Here is an 18,049-nt window from a genome sequence, read left to right as displayed (position 1 = left end):
TGCCAGTCAAGATTTTGCGCCCTCATCGGTCGCACAAACTGACACCCTGAACACGCGAGCGACGGAAAGTTAGGCAATGAACACAGCCGCGCCCACGCGGATCCAGAAAAAGAACAGGGCCGTCATTCTGGACGCTGCTCTGGACATGTTTTCGACCCATGGGTTTCGCGGCGCGACCGTTGATCAGATCGCCAGCGCGGCGGGTCTGTCCAAGCCAAACCTGCTGTATTACTTCCCGACCAAGGAAGCGATTCACGCCCATCTTCTGGAACGCATGCTGGATACCTGGCTGGATCCGCTGCGCGAACTGGACCCGGATGGCGATCCGCTGGAAGAGGTGCTTGCCTACGTGGCCCGAAAACTGGAGATCAGCCGGACGCATCCACGTGAAAGCCGGCTTTTCGCCAATGAAATCCTGCAGGGGGCACCGCGCATACATGCGGTTTTATCCAGTGATCTCAAAGCGCTGGTCGATGAAAAGATCGCCCTTCTGACCCAATGGATGGATGAGCGCCACATTGCGCGTGTCCATCCCTATCACCTGATTTTTTCGATCTGGTCCCTGACCCAGCACTATGCCGATTTTGATGTGCAGGTCCGTGCTGTTCTGGGCTCGGAGGATCCGTTCGAGGGCGCGCCGGATTTCATCGAAACGCTCTATCGACGCCTGCTCACCCCGGCCTGAACCTTTTTTGTCTTGGGGCTCTGCCCCAAACCCCGCCGTATTTTGTGCAAGAAGAAGACATGGGGGAAAGTCCCCATGCTTTTTCTTGCGCAGATGGCAGGCGCGAAACAGAGCGCGTCTTTTTGGGATCTATTCGGCGGCGCGCGCCATCGGGTTGTTTGGGTGCATTGTCCAGTTGGCATAGTCATCCGAAACGGTCTGACCCGTGCGCGGATCGACAGTGCCGGCTTCGAGGCGCTCCATGGTGATGCAGTTTTCGACAGGGCAGACATCCACGCAGAGATTGCAGGCGACGCATTCCCCATCGATCACCTCGAAGACCCGATCCGGCGACATGGAAATCGCCTGGTGGGAGGTATCTTCACAGGCTGCGTAGCAGCGGCCGCATTTGATGCAGGCATCCTGATCAATACGCGCCTTGGTGACATAGTTGAGGTTGAGATATTGCCAATCGGTGACATTGGGCACAGCCCGACCGACAAAGTCGTCAACACGGGTGTAGCCCTTTTCGTCCATCCATCGCGACAGGCCCGCTGTCATCTCTTCAACGATGCGGAATCCGTAGGTCATGGCCGCCGTGCAGACCTGAACATTTCCACAGCCAAGGCTCATGAATTCGGCAGCATCGCGCCATGTGGAGATGCCGCCGATGCCCGAGATCGGCAGCCCTGCGGTTTCCGGATCGCGCGCGATTTCGGCCACCATGTTCATGGCGATCGGTTTCACCGCCGGGCCGCAATAGCCGCCATGGGAGCCTTTTCCGTCAATCGACGGCTCCGGGCTGAAGTCATCGAGATTGACCGAAATGATGGAACTGATCGTATTGATCAGCGAGACCGCATCCGCACCCCCTTTATGGGCCGCGCGGGCGGGATAACGCACATCTGTGATATTGGGGGTCAGCTTCACGATCACCGGCTTGGAATAATACTGCTTGCACCAACGGGTGACCATTTCGATATACTCAGGCACCTGCCCCACTGCAGCGCCCATGCCGCGTTCGCTCATCCCATGGGGACAGCCGAAATTCAGCTCGATCCCGTCAGCGCCGGTTTCTTCAACGCGCGGCAGGATGGCTTTCCAGGCCGCTTCCTCGCAGGGCACCATGATCGAGACGATCATGGCACGATCCGGGTAATCGGCTTTGACGCGGGCGATCTCTTCGAGGTTGGTCTCGAGCGGGCGGTCGGTAATCAACTCGATGTTGTTGAGCCCGAGCACTCTGCGATCCGCACCATAAATCGCGCCATAACGCGGCCCGTTCACATTGACGATCGGCGGCCCTTCAGAGCCAAGCGTCTTCCAGACGACACCACCCCAGCCGGCCTCAAAGGCGCGGCGCACGTTGTATTCCTTGTCCGTGGGCGGGGCCGAAGCCAGCCAGAACGGGTTGGGGCTCTTGATGCCCAGGAAGTCTGTTTCAAGGTTCGCCATTGTCTTTCCTCCGTTCAGATATGGACAGCCCGCAGCCGCCCCGGGGACGTGTCATTTCACATATTTTGTTTGCATTTCACCGATTTTCACCGTGCCGTAGCGTTCAACCCGTGACAGGCCAAATCGCCGCCCGATGCTGCGCGCAGCAGGAGCCGTCAGCCCGAACTGCGAGACCATGCGCTGCCAGATGGCAATGCGGTTCTGCACCGCCAGCTTCAGCGCCAGGATACCTTTGACCGCGACAGCGGGCACGCCGCTGGGCTCATAACCTGCAGCGGCAAGCATCGGACCCAGGCGTGTTTCGATCAGGCCAATCTCCCGGGTGCTCAGCTTTTGCTTCCATTGAAAGGCCAGAGCTGCGTCCGGGGGATCATACGTGCTGTGCGCCGGGTAGCTGAGCATCGCCGGATCATAGTCAAGCGAGACAAACTGGCACAGCCGTGTGAGTTCAGCGATCGGATCCGCAACCAGGTCTTCATACGAAAGCTCGAGAACCGGGTTGGAGTGATTGGCGGCCTGGAACCTGTCCCAAGCGGATTGGCTTTCAACCCAGTGATCACAGCCATGATAGACGTTGCCCGCCCAGCCCATGCCGATTGATGATCGCGCGACATCCCGAGGATCCCGATTAAGGTGAATGACCGGGATTCCGGGGAAATGCTTGGCCACCAGGTCCATGCGACGATGCAGCATCAGCACGGACCGCCCCTGCCCATCGGATAGCTGGTCAACCATGTCAAACAGGGCGGCTGTGCCATCCAGCCCTTCAGGCCAGGTAACCGCACTTGTCTGGTAGAGCCAATCCGCCTTGAGACCATTTATGTCATAGCTGCAGCCGCTTGGATCGGAGCGCAAATGATCAAACAGGAAATCGCTTTCTCCGCTGCAGGTCAGTTCGGGATGACCGTCGAGCATAAGGCGCAACATCGTCGTTCCGGATCTGAGAGATCCGTAGACGATCACGCAAGGTGGTGCGGATTTGCGATCAGAGGTCGGGCAATCCTCCATCTTGCGCCTATTCGGTTCCTTTGGATGTGCTGAGGAAGGCGTGGATGTCTTCGGCCGCATCGCGCCCTTCAGCGACAGCCGTCACTGTCAGGTCATCGCCGCCGCTGGCGCAATCTCCGCCAGCCCAGACGCCGTGCAGATCAGTGCGCCCTGTTGCGCCCACCTTTATCTTGCCGCCATCCAAGGTCAGCCCGTCTGGGGCCCCCTGCAGCGTCTGGCCGATGGCCTTGAAGACCTGATCAGCCGCGACACGCACGGTCTCGCCTGTTCCGGTCAGCTTGCCATCCTGCGAGGTTGTGTACTCCAGTTCAACCTCGACCGCCGCGCCGTTTCCGTGCACGGCAACCGGCTGAACATGGAACATCAGCTTGACGCCTTTGGAGGCAGCCAGATCCTGCTCATAGCGGCTGGCGCTCATCGCTTCGCGCCCCCGGCGATAGGCGATGGTCACGTTTTCCGCGCCAAGCAGCTTGGACTGCACCGCCACATCGACCGCCGTCATGCCTCCGCCTATGACCACGACGTTTCGCCCGACGGAAAGTTGCGTCAGATCGCTGGCCTGGCGCAACTCGGCAATGAATGCGACGGCATCGCTCACACCGGATTTGTCCTCACCATCGGCGCGCAGAGCGTTCACGCCCCCCAGTCCGATGGACAGGAAAACGGCGTCATACTCAGATTTCAGCGAATCGAGAGTCATATCAGCGCCAAGCGATTTGCCAGTCTGGATCGTGATCCCGCCAATCTTGAGCAGCCAATCCACTTCGGCCTTCGCAAAGCCATCCACGGCTTTATACGCAGCGATCCCGTATTCATTCAAACCGCCGGGCGCGGGGCGCGACTCCAGCACGACAACGTCATGGCCATGCATCGCCAGACGGTGGGCGCAGGCCAGACCCGCAGGCCCTGCACCCACGACCGCAATCCGCTTTCCACTGGGAGCGGCCCGTGTGAACGGATGCACGTCCTGAGCCATAAGTGTATCAGTTGCAAACCTCTGCAAACGGCCGATTTCAACCGGCTTGCCCTCGGCTGCTTCACGCACGCAGGCCTGTTCGCAAAGTGTTTCCGTCGGACAGACCCTCGCACACATGCCACCAAGAATGTTCTGATCAAAAATCGTCTTGGCAGCGCTTTCCGGCTGATCCGTCTGGATCTGGCGGATGAACAACGGAATGTCGATTGCCGTCGGACAGGCTGTCACACAAGGCGCATCATAGCAGAAGTAACACCGATCCGCCGCGACCGCTGCCTCATGCGGGGCAAACGGGGCATGCAGATCGACGAAATTCTCTGCCAGTTCTTCTGCGCTCAGGCGCCCAGACTGGATGCCGGGCATCATGGAACCTTGCGCCATGCTGGGTCTCCCTGAAGGTTTGTTGAACTTGAAAGGAGACTGCCAGATTCGAAAATTTTATCAATTGGTAAATTTTTGATTTGGTAAAAAACTGAAACCGCGCGCCCCAAGCGCCGGGAAAACAGGCAAAGACAGGATTATGCGCGGCGCGCGCGCGACATCGTCGCGGCCAGATTGGTCAGTACAAAGCCCAGCGCCAGAACACAGACAATCGTCGGACCGGCGGGCGTGTCATAGAGATAAGACAGCCGCAACCCACCCAGCGCCGCCCCTGCTCCCAACAGAATGGCCAGCCCGGCCATGACTTCGGGCGTGCGTGAAAACGGGCGCGCGGCGGCCGCCGGGATGACCAAAAGAGCACCGATCAACAAAACGCCCACCACCTTGATCGCGACCGCGACCGTGACCGCCAACGCAAGGGTCAGGATCAATTGCTCGCGGCGCGGATCAATCCCGGCAGCGGTCGCCAGGTCCGTGTTCAACGTCGACGTCAGCAATGCCGACCAACGCCAGAAGACCAGCAGCGAAACAATCAACGCGCCCCCCCCAGATAACGACCAGATCGCTTCTTGATACGGCCAGAATGTCGCCGAAGAGGAAGCTCATCAGATCGACGCGCACAGCATCCAACAGCGATACCGCGACCAGACCGATCGCCAGAGAACTATGGGCCACCACACCAAGCAGCGTGTCCATCGCATAGGTGCGCTGGGACAGCCCGCTGATCGTCAGCGCCATCACCAATGCCGCAATCAGCGTACCGGCAAAGATCGACATCGACAGCGCCAGTGAAAGGGCAACACCCAGAATGGCGGCATGGGCCGTTGCTTCACCGAAATAGGCCATGCGCCGCCAGACCACGAAACACCCCAGTGGTGCCGCTGCCACAGCAACGCCCAAGCCTGCCAAAGCCGCGCGGATCAGGAAATCGTCCAGCATTATTCGGCAGCCTCGTGAGGATGATTGTGGCTGTGATCATGGGAATGGCTGTGCTCATGCCGATAAAGCGCCAGCGCACCGCCTGTCCCCGACCCGAACAAGGCCCGGTATTCCGGGGCGGATGCGACAACATCTGGCGCGCCTTCACAGCAGATATGACCGTTCAGACAAATCACCCGGTCAGATGTGCTCATGACCACATGAAGCTCATGGCTGACCATGAGAACCGCACAGTTGAGCCGATCGCGCAGATCGGCGATCTTGCGGTAGAACGCGGCAGATCCTGGTTGATCAAGGCCCTGCGTCGCTTCATCAAGGATCAGGATGTCGGGTTTTTCCATCACGGCACGCGCCAGAAGAACACGTTGGAATTGCCCCCCGGACAAGGCAGACATCTGTCGGTCTGCCAGGCCGGCAACCTCGGCTTCACGCAAGGCTGCGTCGATTTCGGATGCCGAACGGCGGCGCGGCAAGCTCATGAAGCGTCGCACCGTAAGGGGCAAAGTAGCATCAATATCAAGCTTTTGCGGCACGTAACCAATTCTGAGGTTCGGCTGGCGCGTGACTGTGCCCTTGAGAGGGGCGACCGCTCCGATCAACGCGCGCAGGAATGACGACTTTCCGGATCCGTTCGGACCAACGATCTTCACGATCTCTCCTGCGGAAATCGTGAAATTCACGTCAGACAAAGCGGTCACATCCCCCACGCGCACGCTCAGACCAGTGGCAGAAATCAGGCTCACGCGGCTTCATCCTGACAATGCGGGCACAGCCCTTCGGCCTCGACCACGGTGCGCTCGATCACAAAGCCTGCGGCCCGCGCCACTGCGCCCAGACGTCCTTCGGCAAGGTCGGTATGGGCTTCGGCCACTGCATCGCAGTTGCGGCAGATCAGGAAAGCCGGCGCGTGACGCTCGCCCGGATGGCCGCATGCGATGAACGCGTTCAACCTCTCGATCTTGTGGACGAATCGATGCTCTACCAGAAAATCCAGCGCGCGATACGCGATCGGCGGTTGCGACCCCAGACCTTCGGCTTTGAGACGTTCCAGATTGTCGTAAGCCCCCATGGCGCGGTGCTCGTCCAGCAGGATTTCAAGCACGCGGCGACGGACCGGCGTCAGTCGCAAGCCCTTGCTTTCACAATGGCTTTCACAGGCCGACAGACTCTCAGCGATACAGCCTGAATGGTCGTGGCTTTCAAATCCAAGGGTCGACATGAACTCTCCGTGAATGTTCAGAAATTCGGGATTGATACACTGTAACAGTTATACTATCCCAGAGAAAATGGTTATAACATAACAATTATGGAGACATCATGCGCGCTGCCGTTTTCCTCGCCCTTGGATTTGCAACTCCGGCCCTGGCTGATGCCCCGCGGGTGGCAACTGATATTCCGCCGGTCCATTCCCTTGCATCCATTGTCATGCAGGGCGTGGGCACGCCAGAGTTGATCCTGCCGCCCGGTGCCTCGCCCCATGACTTTGCGCTGCGGCCCTCGGATGCGGCGACCCTGCAAGAAGCTGATCTTATCTTCTGGGTCGGAGAGAACCTTACCCCCTGGCTGGAAGATGCCAAAGCATCACTTGCGCAGGATGCGACATCCATTGCCCTGTTTTCTGTCAGCGGCACGCAGCACTTTGCCTATCGCGACTCGGTGGTGTTCGAGATCAAGGAGACTCACAAGCACGATCATGACCACGGCCACAGTCATGATCACGGTCACAGCCATGATCACGACCATGACCACAGTGCCGAAGACCCCCATGCCTGGCTGGATCCGGTGAACGCTCAACTCTGGCTGGACGCCATGGCAGAAGCGCTCGCGCAGGCCGATCCGGAGAACGCAGTCACCTACCGGGCCAATGCAGAAGCCGGCAAGGCAACTCTGGCTGATCTGCAAGCCACGATCACCGCGCAATTGCAGGCCGCGGGCGATGTGTCATTCGTGGTCTATCACGACGCGTATCAATATTTCGAACAACGTTTCGGCATCCAGACCCGCGGCGCGATCTCGGTGGGAGATGCCACCAGCCCCGGAGCTGCGCGCATCGCGGCCCTGCGCGATATGGTTGCATCCGAAAACATCGCCTGCGTTTTTGCCGAACCACAATTCAACCCGACGCTGATCAACGCTGTGTTTGAAGAAGCCAATGTCCGCGTGGGGGTGATCGACCCGGTCGGTGCCCTGATCGAGCCGGGGCCTGCGCTTTACACGACCCTGCTTTCGCAAATGGCAGATGCTTTGGCTGAATGCAGCGCGAACTAGGCCACAGCCCTTGAAAGAGGCCCAGGTTAGGGGCACGTTTGGCTGGCGCGACATACCGGAGAGTCTGATGCCCGCCAGCCCTGCCCCGACGGCCTATCTGACAACGCGTGAGGTTGCAGACCTGCTGCGCGTCAAGGAACGTAAGGTCTATGACCTCGCCGCGGCGGACGAGATCCCGCATCGGCGGATTACCGGTAAACTGCTTTTCCCCGCCGATGAGATTCATGCCTGGATCGACGGCGGGGCGGCTGCCACCCAGGATCGCCCGCCTATCCTCGCAGGCTCGCATGATCCTTTGCTTGACTGGGCCGTGCGCGAAGCAGGTGCCGGTCTGGCGACATTGTTTGATGGCAGCGCGGCGGGTCTGGACGCCTTCGCCGCAGGTGAGGCTGCTTTGACCGGGCTGCACATACCGGAAGGCGATGGCTGGAACATCAACACGCTGGCCTCTCGCGGCCTGCGCGACTGTGTACTGATCTCGATGGGAAAGCGCGAACAGGGGCTGATTTTTCGCGACAGCCTGACCGATACGGTTGCCGGGCTGGACTGCCTGGCCGGTCAACGTGTGATCCTGCGCCAACCCGGTGCAGGCGCGCGCAGCCTGTTTGACCAGCTTGCGCATGGCATCGACATGTCAGAGGTGCATTTCTCATCCACACCCGCGCGCACCGAGACAGATGCCGCGCAAGCCGTCGCGCGCGGCGAAGCGGATGTCAGCTTTGGATTGGAAACCGCCGCACGGCAATACGGCCTGAGTTTTGCGCCCCAAGTCAGTGAACAGTTTGACCTGCTGATTGATCGGCGCGCCTATTTCCAGCCATCCGTGCAGGCTTTGTTGTCCTTCCTCAAAAGCGATGGCTTGGCCGAAAAAGCCCGATCCCTTGGCGGGTATGACCTGGAGAGTTTGGGTAAAGTACGCTGGGTATCCCCCTGAAAACATAAGGCCCGGCAGAGTTACCCACCGGGCCGTTTTCATGCGCAGTTCTTACTTTGCGTTGGGAAAGAAAAGCTGCTGGCCATCCACTTTGAAAGCGGCGATCGCCTCTTGCCCTTCGCCAGACAAAATCCAATCGACAAACTGCTGGGCCAGTTCGGCTTTGGCCGCAGCATGCTTTTCTGGATTGACCACGATGATACCGTATTGATTGAACAGGCGCTCGTCCCCTTCGACAACGATCCGGTGCGTGCCCTTGTTTCCAAACGATATCCAGGTGGCCCTGTCCGTCAGGGCATAGGCCCCCATACCAACCGCAATATTGAGCGTCGCCCCCATGCCGGACCCTGTCTCGCGATACCACGTCCCAGCACCAGCAGACGGGTCGGTTCCAGAGACCGCCCAGAGACGCAATTCCGCTTTATGCGTTCCAGAATCATCACCGCGTGACGCAAAGACCGCGCCCTTGTCAGCGATCTGCGCCAAGGCGGCCGTCGCATCCGTCTGACCTGCGACGCCTGCAGGATCATCCGCTGGGCCAACGATGACGAAATCGTTGTACATCACATCAGCACGCCCGAGGCCGAACCCGTCCGCTACGAATTTTTCCTCGGCCTGTTTGGCATGAACGAACAGGATATCTCCATCTCCATTGGCTGCATTCCGGATCGCCTGCCCGGTCCCCACGGCCACAACACGAACTTCGATCCCTGTCTTTTCCGTGAAGATCGGTAAAAGATGATCGAACAGACCGGAATTCTGGGTCGATGTTGTGGATTGCATCAAGATGAAATCTTCGGCCCAAGCTGGCAGCGGAGCCAGCAAAAGGGCTACAACAGCAAGCGATTTCATATGGTTAAACATGTGCGTTCCTTCCTATGTTTTGAAGTCTTCGCCGGTGACATAAAGACGACCCTCAAGCCATGCCCGCACGGCGTCGGATTTCGGGTTGTGCAAAAGCGTGCTGGCTGGCCCGGCTTCGCTGATGCGGCCGTCCTGCAAAAAAACCACATCTTCGGCGACGCGGCGCGCCTGGCCCTGATCATGGGTCACCATCACGATCGTCACACCGCTGGCATGCGCCTGCAGGATCAGATCTTCGATCCGCCCTGTGGCTGCCGGATCAAGGCTGGCCGTCGGCTCGTCAAGGAACAGCATCTCAGGCCCGCAGGACAAGGCGCGTGCGATCGCCAGCCTTTGTTGTTCACCGCCCGACAACACGCGCGCGGGGCGCATCGCCAGATGGGCAAGCCCGGCCATATCCAGAGCCTGCTCGGCGCGGCGTGCGCGCTCCCTGCCGACAAATCCGCGCACCTTGAGCGCAAATCGCAGATTGGCAAGAACCGAGCGGCGCAACATGATCGGGCGCTGAAACACCATAGCTTGCTCGGCCTGAGCTTTGCGCCCTAATGGCTTGCCCTGCCAACGAATTTCACCACTCGAAACCGGGACCAATCCGTGCAGAAGCCGCAAAAGCAGGCTTTTGCCAGCTCCGTTCGGACCCAGGATAACCGTGCGCCGACCGGCCTGCAGCGTCAGGTCGATATCCGACAGCAAGCGCTGTCCCTTGACGGTGCAATAAACCCCGCGTGCGGCCATCAACGGAACCGAAAACCCACCTTCGACAACGGTGGGGCCAGAGGCCACCAACATGGGTGAAAGATCATGCATAGGCCGCCCTCACCGCCGTTCCGCGCACGGTCATGACAATCAGGTTCACCACCAGCGCGATAAGCAACAAGACAAGCCCAAGCGCCAAAGCCAGTTCCAGAGCGCCGCGCGAAGTTTCCAGGGCAATCGCCGTCGTCATCACCCGCGTTACGTGGTTGATGTTGCCCCCGACAATCATCACGGCCCCGACCTCGGCCACCGCGCGACCAAAGCCGGCCAGAACAACCGTCAGCAGGCTGAACCGTGCATCCCACAACAGCGCCATCACGCGCTGAGCAGGCCCCACACCCAAAGACGCAAACTGTTCGGCATATTCTTCATGCAGATCCTCAACCACCTGACGACTGAGGGCCGCGATGATGGGGGTGACCAACACGGTCTGCGCAATGATCATCGCCGTTGGGGTGTAGAGCAGCCCCAACACCCCCATCGGACCAGAGGCCGATAACAACATGTAAACGATGAGCCCCACCACCACGGGCGGCAGGCCCATGAGGACATTCATCATCAAGATCGCCACCCGGCGTCCGGGAAAGCGAAACGCGCCCACAACCGCGCCCAGCGGCAATCCGATCAGACAGGAAATGAACACGGCACTCAGCGTGACTTGGAGAGACAGAGCTACGATTTCCGACAGATCGTCATTCCAGCCGACAATCAGACCGCCTGCCCTGAGCAATACCTCCATCATACAGCCAAACTTTCGCAGAAATTCCGATCCTGCGTAATGAATGACAGAAAACAACACCAAAGGTCAACTGATGCATGTCGAATACATCAATCATCCGGCAAGCCATGCGCGGGTGACGCAGATGCCTGCGTTCACTTCAGAGCGGCGCATATATGTGCTGGAGGGAGGGTTCAGAAAACTTTGAAGGTTATCGTGGTCAAAGACCGCTCGATTCCCGGTATACCCAAAAGTTCATCATTGATGAACTTGCCCACATCCTGGTCCTCGGGGATGTACAGCTTCATCAACAGATCATACTCGCCTGACGTTGAATAAAGCTCGGAATGAATTTCGCGCAGAGCAATGTCTTCGGCGACCTTGTAGGTCGTGCCGGGCTTGCAGCGGATCTGAATAAAGACGCAGGTGGTCATCGCAGCCTCATCTGTCTGAACAGCGCCAAGCTGACACGCAGACCCGCGCGGTGCAATCCCTCGCCGCGACCACGCCGCAACAATGCCCGCCCAAAGATGCGCCAAGGGCTTTCACCGCCCACGGCACACCCCTATAAGCACCGGGAACCGCAAAGGAATATGCCCATGCGTGAGGCCAGGATCACTCGCAAGACAGCAGAGACCGATATCTCGGTCGAGATCAATCTCGACGGGACCGGAGTATATAACAACCAGACCGGCGTCGGGTTCTTTGACCATATGCTGGATCAGCTTGCGCGCCATTCACTGATCGACATGACGATCCGGGCGCAGGGCGATCTGCATATCGACGATCACCACACGGTCGAGGATACGGGCATCGCACTGGGCCAGGCTTTGACGGCCGCTCTGGGCGACAAGCGCGGGATTCGCCGATATGGCGCGTGTCTGCTGCCCATGGATGACGCGCTGGTGCGGGCCGCGCTGGATCTGTCCGGGCGTCCGTTCCTCGTTTGGAATGCAGACCTGCCGACCGCCAAGATTGGCACGTTCGATACCGAACTCGTGCGCGAATTCTTTCAGGCGCTTTCGACCCATGGAGGCATAACGCTGCATATCGACGCTCTGCATGGCATCAACAGCCATCACATCGCCGAGGCTGCATTCAAGGCGGTCGCCCGGGCTCTGCGCGACGCGGTTGAAACCGATCCGCGCAAGGCCGATGCAGTCCCCTCGACCAAGGGCGCGCTGTAACGCCGATGATGACAGCGATCATCGATTACGAAAGCGGCAATCTGCATTCGGCGGAAAAGGCGTTTCAGCGTATGGCGCGCGAAACTGATGCGGGCACGGTGGTCGTGACATCCGATGCGGATGTGGTGGCCCGCGCCGATCGGATCGTCCTGCCGGGCGACGGAGCTTTCCCAGCCTGCGCCGCTGCTCTGCGTGCGCGTGGTGGCGTCTATGATGCGCTCTGCGAAGCGGTCGAAGACAAGGGCCGCCCCTTTCTAGGCATCTGTGTCGGCATGCAGTTGATGGCAAGCAAGGGGCATGAATATGAAGACACTCCGGGTCTGGACTGGATCGGCGGAGACGTTGTGCGTATCACCCCCGATGATCCCAAGCTGAAAGTGCCTCATATGGGCTGGAACGAGTTGGTGATCACGCAAAAGCACCCGGTTCTGGAGGGGATCACAAGCGGCGAGCACGCTTACTTCGTCCACTCCTACCACATGCATGTCACAACCGCGTCCGAACGCATCGCCCATGTCGATTACGGCGGCGATGTCACGGCGATCATCGGGCGCGACACGATCATCGGCACCCAGTTTCACCCGGAAAAAAGTCAGGCAACCGGCCTGCGCCTGATTGCCAACTTCCTGAACTGGCGGCCTTAGTTCACGCGGCTCCAGGTCTGCTTCGAACAGATCAATCCGCCTGCCACGCACCCGCGCAGCGCCAGAGAATCCCCATCAAGATTCATCTTGCCGATATAGATCTTGTCGTTGGAAGGTCGCCAGACCTTGCCGCTATAGGTGCCGTCGCCATTTGACACCATGTCGATCACCAGTGTCTTGCCGATATTGGGTGAGTTGAACTCACCGTCGCTGTTGAATGTTTGCGCGATCTTTCCGCACAGGTTCGCACCGCAAGGGGCCATCTGGATATGTGCATAGGACCCGTCATCAGGTTGGGTTTTCCAGGTTCCCAATATCGGGTCAGCGCTGGCGGGTACTGCAAGTGCAAACATTGCAAGTGCACTCAGAACGATATGTTTCATTTCATTTCCTCCCGTTTTGCCTGCACCTTGCCCCGTGCCGAGCCCTGCAGGCAAGCCTGACATTGCGTCGCGCGCCACGTTGCAATCCGGCGCAACCCATGCATAACAGCGCCCAGCAGCAGATATAGGCCTTTGCCATGATCCTTTACCCAGCCATCGACCTCAAAGACGGACAAGCCGTGCGCCTTGTGCGCGGCGAGATGGAGCAAGCAACCGTGTTCAACGACGATCCAGCCGCACAAGCCATGGCGTTTGTTCAGGCCGGTTGCGAATGGCTGCATCTGGTCGATCTGAACGGTGCCTTTGCCGGCACACCGGTCAACGCGGCCCCGGTCGAGGCCATTCTCAAAGCAACCGATACGCCCGCTCAGCTAGGCGGGGGTATCAGGGACATGGCCACGATCGAGGCCTGGATCGACAAGGGGCTTGCCCGCGTCATCCTTGGCACAGTCGCCGTCGAGAACCCCGATCTGGTTCGTGAGGCCGCACGCGCGTTTCCGGGAAAAATCGCTGTGGGCATAGACGCACGAAACGGTCGCGTCGCAACCAAAGGCTGGGCCGAAGAAACAAACGTGATGGTCACCGATCTTGCAAAATCCTTCGAGGACGCAGGGGTGGCCGCGATCATCTATACGGACATCAACCGCGACGGCGCGATGCAGGGCCCCAATATCGAGGCCACAGCCGATCTTGCCCGAGCAGTCACTATCCCGGTCATTGCCTCGGGCGGCGTGTCTTCGCTTCAGGATCTGATCTTGTTGCGCGACACCGGCGTCATCTCGGGCGCGATCTCGGGACGCGCGCTCTATGATGGGGCGATTGATCTGGGTGCCGCCCTCAAGGCGCTGGCCTCCTAAGCCTGCGCGCGTGTTTCTTGCGGGCTGCGCGACAGGCCGTGCAACGCGGCCAACGCCCCCTTCCCCCTTCCTTCAATCCGGTCCATAACCAATTGCATGCTGAAAACCCGCATCATCCCCTGCCTAGATGTCGCCGACGGGCGTGTCGTCAAAGGCGTGAACTTCGTTGACCTGATCGACGCCGGTGATCCTGTGGAATCTGCCCGCGCCTATGATGCGGCGGGCGCGGATGAATTGTGTTTTCTCGATATTCACGCGACCCATGAAAACCGCGGCACGATGTATGACGTGGTCAGTCGTACGGCCGAGCAATGTTACATCCCTCTTACGGTGGGTGGTGGCGTGCGTACCAAAGAAGATGTGCGCGACCTGCTGCTGGCCGGAGCCGACAAGGTCAGTTTCAACTCGGCCGCGGTCGCCAACCCGAACGTGATCGCCGAAGCGGCAGACCAGTTCGGCAGCCAATGCATCGTTTGCGCGATAGATGCCAAGACGGTCAGCCCCGGCAAATGGGAGATCTTCACGCATGGCGGGCGCAGGCCCACAGGCATTGATGCCGTGGAGTTTGCACGCACCGTGGCTGCGAAAGGTGCCGGAGAGATCCTGCTGACATCCATGGACCGGGACGGCACGCGCGCGGGCTTCAACCTGCCGCTGACACGGGCCATTTCAGATGCGGTAAACGTGCCGGTCATCGCCTCGGGCGGTGTGGGCACTCTGGATCATCTGGTCGAAGGGGTGACACAGGGTGGCGCAAGCGCCGTACTGGCCGCATCGATCTTCCATTTCGGTGATTTCACGATCCGCGAAGCCAAGGAACACATGGCAGCCGCGGGCATCCCCATGAGGCTGACATGAACGCGCTCGACATCCTTGCCGCCACGATCGAGGCTCGAAAATCTGCCGATCCGGACAGCAGCTGGACCGCCAAGCTGCTGGCCAAGGGGCCGGAGAAATGCGCCGAAAAGTTTGGCGAAGAAGCCATCGAGGCCATTATCGAGGCCATCAAGGGCGACAAGACGCGGCTGACAAGCGAAGCGGCAGATGTGCTCTATCACCTGCTGGTCATGTTGGCTGCACGCGATGTCACGCTGCAGGATGTGCTGGATGAACTGGCCCGCCGACACGGAACCTCGGGGATCGACGAAAAAGCCAGCCGATAAGAAAACGCCCTGCCAGGTCGTTTGGAACCGCCCTACCCGGCCCGGAGGGTCAGAGCTTTGACGAAATCACGCCGGTCGCAAAGCCGCCCATGCGCAGCTCACCAAACAAGCGCTGATACTCGATCTTCGGGCAGCGGTTCTGGATGACGTTCACACCCTGCGCCTGCGCGCGCTGTGCGGCCTGCTGATGTTCCACGCCGATCTGCATCCAGATTGTTTTCAGCCCGGTCAGGGAGCCCAAGGCTTCTTCGACGATGTCAGGGACGGCTTCAGAGCGCCGAAAAATGTCCACCATGTCCACAGGCCGCGAAATGTCGGACAGGCTGGCAAGGACCTCCTTGCCGAAAATCCGCTCTCCGGCGTGCATGGGATTGACGGGGATGATGTCGAAACCCTTCAAATCAAGATATCGCGCCACGAAATAGCTTGGGCGCACGGGGTTCATGGAAACGCCCACCATCGCGACGGTTTTCGTCTCGCGCAGGATCTTGCGCAACAGGTCTTCGGAATAGGATGTCATTCGCTGACTCTATCCCGGAGTTCTCAAAGAAAAAAGCGCTCAAGGATAAATCCTTGAGCGCCAGTGACGGAACGAGGGACAGTGAATTGACCGCAGAGGTTCCGAACTCTGTGTCATGACCGATAGATAGGCACGGTTTTGGCACTGAAAAGGGGCTCTCGCGCGAGCGTGAACAGATTGATGCGCAGATCAGGCGGATTCCTGCCTGACTATTTCTTCAGCACCGCAGGCCAATTCTCATCGCCCTTGGCAATGTTGCCCGGAATATTGGCCGCCCAGAGCGCTCTGACAGCGCGCGAATAGTTGAGATACAGTTTATCATCGACAACCCGCCAGGCTTCGGGTTCGACCTTGGCGGTGTAACCGCGCGCGACCGCATAGGCGCAATAGCCGCCATACTGAGGGGCATAGGCCCTGGGGTTCATCTCGAACCGTTCGCGGTTCTGCGCTGTGCTGAACAGCCAGGTCCCACCTTGCCACATCACGGAATGGGCGCTGTCGCCCATCACCGGTTTGCCTTCGGTGAAATAGGCCACCACATCATACCCGCCGATCACCGCCCCGTTGCGGGTAAAGAACCGAGGCTGTTCGGCAAAGACCCTTGATGCCGCCCCAATGGAACAAGCAGCACTCAGCGAGAGCACAAAACTACGGCGAGAAAACATCAGTACACCTCCAGCAACGCGGCACGTTGCAAATGTGACCTGTGCTGCCGCTTATGACCAGCCCCCGCACGGCGATGTGAAGACCGCACCCGCGCCCGTGACATTCATTTCAGTCAAAGATGTCCTCGATCACATCAAAAGCTTCTTCAAACAGTTTGCTCATGAAGCCTTTGCGCCGCTTTTTTCGTTTGACGGGTTTGGGAGGGGCCATCTTCCCGGGTTTCGCAGGCTGTGGCGCGCGCACACGGCTGGTTGGTACCAGCTCACGCGGGCCTTCGCGGTCCTTGCGCAGCATTTTCATGTCATGAAGGGGCGCACCGCAGGACGAACACGCCAATTCATGCCGGTCCTGGCCCTTCAGAACCAGAGCCGCGCGCGTGCCGCAATAACAGCAGGTCGCGATCTTTGTTGAATAGCCGATGACAGCCTCCCGTTACGCCTTCAAAGAGGCATATAGGGCAACCGCTGCAGCATTTGAGACGTTGAGTGAGCCAAATCCGCCCGCCGCGTCAATTTTCACCAGCTTGTCGACCGTTTCACGAGTTTTTTGGCGCAAACCAGGGCCTTCGGCCCCCAGAACCAACGCAACCGGACGATCGCTCAGGCCAGACAAGGCAGTTTCGATTGTCTCTTCCGCATCTCCATCCAGCCCCAAAACGATGAAACCGATCCGTTGCAGATCGGTGATCGCATCCGCCAGGTTGCGGACCCTCAGATAGGGTTGTCGCTCCAATGCGCCGCTTGCCGATTTGGCCAGCGCGCCAGTCTCGGGCGCAGAATGATGACGCGTGCCGATCACTGCCTGAGCGCCCAGCACTTCGGCCGAGCGCAAAATGGCCCCGACATTATGCGGATCCGTCACCCGGTCCAACAGCAGCACGCGATGGGCAGCAAAACAACGATCCTCCAAGGTGCCCCATTCCAGCGGCTTGACCTCAAGAGCGGCCCCCTGATGAACCGAGCCCGGATCAAGCGGGGCTGCGAATTTGCGCGGTTCCACAATCTCGGGTGCAATCCCTGACGCCTCGATGGCATCCGCCAGTTTGGCATGGGCGTTCTGCGTCACGATCAGGCGCAGCTTTTCGCGGTTGGGATTGCCCAGCGCATCGCGCACTGCATGCAAGCCAAACAGCCAGACTGTAAGCGCGGAACTGGCTTTTTTGGCCTGTTCCTTCTCGACGACCCATTTGGGTTTTTTCATGGGTTTTGCGTCCCTGTTCTGTGCGCGTTGAAACACATCCGATCGGATGGGATTTAACGGTTGACGGCCCTTGGGCGCGCTTGTAATCACGCCGGCACGTTCAGCGCAATGCGCAAGAACGGTTGGGCGACAGGCCGCAAGGTGTGGCAGGGGACTGTAACTCCCTCGCGGAGACGCACGCCTGGTTCGATTCCAGGGTCGCCCACCACTTTCTCCTCGCAAAAACCAGAGCGATATGGCTCTGTTTATCCCGTTTTTTCAGGTGGTTGCGATCAATCTCTTTGTCTTCACCAAAACCCGAAAAATATCTATCGGGATGCGCATCCCCTGGACCGATACCTCTTGCATAGAATCTGCCAAGAAATCTCGTCGCCATGTGCGTTCGCCAGCGGACTCAGCAGCGCTCCCGCATGCTGCGCCTGATCCCCAAAAACGCGCAGGCTCTGTCTTGGGGATCAGATAGCTT

23 protein-coding genes, 1 tRNA gene and 1 pseudogene are annotated in these 18,049 nt (G+C 59.3%); 9 read left to right on the top strand and 16 right to left on the bottom strand.

The features are described from left to right. Window positions 1-76 precede the first annotated feature (76 nt). On the top strand, window positions 77-685 hold the full coding sequence (locus WAO69_RS03905) for a TetR family transcriptional regulator C-terminal domain-containing protein (protein ID WP_422176737.1): 609 nt from the start codon (window positions 77-79) through the stop codon (window positions 683-685). A gap of 129 nt (window positions 686-814) precedes the next feature. Here the strand turns inward: WAO69_RS03905 and preA are convergent, their stop codons facing one another. The 6 genes and pseudogenes from preA to WAO69_RS03875 all read right to left on the bottom strand — a co-directional run bounded on the left by preA (window position 815) and on the right by WAO69_RS03875 (window position 6,642). Next, window positions 815-2,119 (bottom strand): NAD-dependent dihydropyrimidine dehydrogenase subunit PreA, encoded by a 1,305-nt coding sequence (gene preA, locus WAO69_RS03900; RefSeq protein WP_422176736.1) that lies wholly within the window; start codon window positions 2,117-2,119, stop codon window positions 815-817. Between the two features lie 51 nt (window positions 2,120-2,170). Next, window positions 2,171-3,082, bottom strand: coding sequence for a sulfotransferase family protein (locus WAO69_RS03895; RefSeq protein ID WP_422176735.1), 912 nt, complete (start codon window positions 3,080-3,082; stop codon window positions 2,171-2,173). Window positions 3,083-3,134: 52 nt separating this feature from the next. Next, entirely contained in the window at window positions 3,135-4,484 is a 1,350-nt protein-coding gene (locus WAO69_RS03890; protein WP_422176734.1) for an NAD(P)-dependent oxidoreductase, read from the bottom strand. 137 nt (window positions 4,485-4,621) lie between these two features. Then, window positions 4,622-5,423, bottom strand: a pseudogene (locus WAO69_RS03885) (metal ABC transporter permease). Continuing rightward, window positions 5,423-6,166, bottom strand: a complete 744-nt coding sequence (locus tag WAO69_RS03880; protein WP_422176733.1) for an ATP-binding cassette domain-containing protein — start codon at window positions 6,164-6,166, stop codon at window positions 5,423-5,425. Before WAO69_RS03880 ends, WAO69_RS03885 begins: the two are co-directional and overlap by 1 nt. Then, a complete protein-coding gene (locus WAO69_RS03875; RefSeq protein WP_422176732.1) occupies window positions 6,163-6,642 on the bottom strand; it encodes a transcriptional repressor in 480 nt (159 codons plus the stop codon). The genes WAO69_RS03880 and WAO69_RS03875 overlap by 4 nt, the downstream gene beginning before the upstream one ends. Window positions 6,643-6,740: 98 nt before the next feature. Between WAO69_RS03875 and WAO69_RS03870 the strand changes: the two genes are divergently transcribed. Further along, window positions 6,741-7,691 (top strand): zinc ABC transporter substrate-binding protein, encoded by a 951-nt coding sequence (locus WAO69_RS03870; RefSeq protein WP_422176731.1) that lies wholly within the window; start codon window positions 6,741-6,743, stop codon window positions 7,689-7,691. Between the two features lie 67 nt (window positions 7,692-7,758). Continuing rightward, the gene (locus WAO69_RS03865; protein ID WP_422176730.1) at window positions 7,759-8,625 is read left to right on the top strand and encodes a substrate-binding domain-containing protein; all 867 of its coding nucleotides are present in this window, start codon (window positions 7,759-7,761) and stop codon (window positions 8,623-8,625) included. 51 nt (window positions 8,626-8,676) lie between these two features. Here the strand turns inward: WAO69_RS03865 and WAO69_RS03860 are convergent, their stop codons facing one another. From WAO69_RS03860 to WAO69_RS03845, 4 genes are all read right to left on the bottom strand, one after another. Further along, entirely contained in the window at window positions 8,677-9,489 is an 813-nt protein-coding gene (locus tag WAO69_RS03860) for a substrate-binding domain-containing protein (RefSeq protein WP_422176729.1), read from the bottom strand. A 12-nt stretch (window positions 9,490-9,501) separates the two neighbouring features. After that, window positions 9,502-10,296: an ATP-binding cassette domain-containing protein gene (locus tag WAO69_RS03855; protein ID WP_422176728.1), complete on the bottom strand. Its 795-nt coding sequence runs from the start codon at window positions 10,294-10,296 to the stop codon at window positions 9,502-9,504. Beyond that, entirely contained in the window at window positions 10,289-10,987 is a 699-nt protein-coding gene (locus WAO69_RS03850) for an ABC transporter permease (RefSeq protein ID WP_422176727.1), read from the bottom strand. Before WAO69_RS03850 ends, WAO69_RS03855 begins: the two co-directional genes overlap by 8 nt. 170 nt (window positions 10,988-11,157) lie before the next feature. Beyond that, window positions 11,158-11,397 (bottom strand): Lrp/AsnC ligand binding domain-containing protein, encoded by a 240-nt coding sequence (locus WAO69_RS03845; RefSeq protein WP_422176726.1) that lies wholly within the window; start codon window positions 11,395-11,397, stop codon window positions 11,158-11,160. Window positions 11,398-11,562: 165 nt separating this feature from the next. Here WAO69_RS03845 and hisB point away from each other — a divergent pair, with 165 nt between their 5' ends. Next, window positions 11,563-12,150: an imidazoleglycerol-phosphate dehydratase HisB gene (gene hisB, locus WAO69_RS03840; protein WP_422176725.1), complete on the top strand. Its 588-nt coding sequence runs from the start codon at window positions 11,563-11,565 to the stop codon at window positions 12,148-12,150. Between the two features lie 5 nt (window positions 12,151-12,155). After that, window positions 12,156-12,794, top strand: a complete 639-nt coding sequence (gene hisH / locus WAO69_RS03835; protein ID WP_422176724.1) for an imidazole glycerol phosphate synthase subunit HisH — start codon at window positions 12,156-12,158, stop codon at window positions 12,792-12,794. Here the strand turns inward: hisH and WAO69_RS03830 are convergent. After that, a complete protein-coding gene (locus WAO69_RS03830) occupies window positions 12,791-13,177 on the bottom strand; it encodes a DUF2147 domain-containing protein (RefSeq protein WP_422176723.1) in 387 nt (128 codons plus the stop codon). The genes hisH and WAO69_RS03830 overlap by 4 nt on opposite strands. Before the next feature lie 137 nt (window positions 13,178-13,314). Between WAO69_RS03830 and hisA the strand changes: the two genes are divergently transcribed. From hisA to WAO69_RS03815, 3 genes are all read left to right on the top strand, one after another. Next, window positions 13,315-14,034 (top strand): 1-(5-phosphoribosyl)-5-[(5-phosphoribosylamino)methylideneamino]imidazole-4-carboxamide isomerase, encoded by a 720-nt coding sequence (gene hisA / locus WAO69_RS03825; RefSeq protein ID WP_422176722.1) that lies wholly within the window; start codon window positions 13,315-13,317, stop codon window positions 14,032-14,034. 96 nt (window positions 14,035-14,130) lie between these two features. Continuing rightward, a complete protein-coding gene (gene hisF, locus WAO69_RS03820) occupies window positions 14,131-14,892 on the top strand; it encodes an imidazole glycerol phosphate synthase subunit HisF (protein ID WP_422176721.1) in 762 nt (253 codons plus the stop codon). Next, window positions 14,889-15,197 (top strand): phosphoribosyl-ATP diphosphatase, encoded by a 309-nt coding sequence (locus WAO69_RS03815; RefSeq protein ID WP_422176720.1) that lies wholly within the window; start codon window positions 14,889-14,891, stop codon window positions 15,195-15,197. Before hisF ends, WAO69_RS03815 begins: the two co-directional genes overlap by 4 nt. Before the next feature lie 49 nt (window positions 15,198-15,246). Here the strand turns inward: WAO69_RS03815 and WAO69_RS03810 are convergent, their stop codons facing one another. From WAO69_RS03810 to rlmB, 4 genes are all read right to left on the bottom strand, one after another. After that, window positions 15,247-15,717: a CoA-binding protein gene (locus tag WAO69_RS03810; protein ID WP_422176719.1), complete on the bottom strand. Its 471-nt coding sequence runs from the start codon at window positions 15,715-15,717 to the stop codon at window positions 15,247-15,249. A 209-nt stretch (window positions 15,718-15,926) separates the two neighbouring features. Further along, on the bottom strand, window positions 15,927-16,382 hold the full coding sequence (locus tag WAO69_RS03805) for a YHS domain-containing (seleno)protein (protein ID WP_422176718.1): 456 nt from the start codon (window positions 16,380-16,382) through the stop codon (window positions 15,927-15,929). Window positions 16,383-16,491: 109 nt separating this feature from the next. Then, a complete protein-coding gene (locus tag WAO69_RS03800; protein ID WP_422176775.1) occupies window positions 16,492-16,803 on the bottom strand; it encodes a hypothetical protein in 312 nt (103 codons plus the stop codon). Window positions 16,804-16,815: 12 nt separating this feature from the next. Beyond that, window positions 16,816-17,583 (bottom strand): 23S rRNA (guanosine(2251)-2'-O)-methyltransferase RlmB, encoded by a 768-nt coding sequence (rlmB, locus tag WAO69_RS03795; RefSeq protein ID WP_422176717.1) that lies wholly within the window; start codon window positions 17,581-17,583, stop codon window positions 16,816-16,818. A gap of 124 nt (window positions 17,584-17,707) precedes the next feature. On the opposite strand from rlmB, the gene WAO69_RS03790 reads away from it, so the two are divergent. Then, window positions 17,708-17,791: transfer RNA gene (locus WAO69_RS03790), tRNA-Tyr, on the top strand. 50 nt (window positions 17,792-17,841) lie between these two features. On the opposite strand, the gene WAO69_RS03785 is transcribed toward WAO69_RS03790, so the two are convergent. Continuing rightward, window positions 17,842-18,049, bottom strand: a 208-nt coding sequence (locus WAO69_RS03785; protein ID WP_422176716.1) for a hypothetical protein, incomplete at its 5' end; no start/stop codon positions are given.

Source organism: Aestuariivita sp., from assembly GCF_049276915.1.
Classification (GTDB): Bacteria; Pseudomonadota; Alphaproteobacteria; order Rhodobacterales; family Rhodobacteraceae; genus Aestuariivita.
Note: the sequence above shows the minus strand (reverse complement) of the source record. Positions and strands in the feature narration are given on the sequence as shown.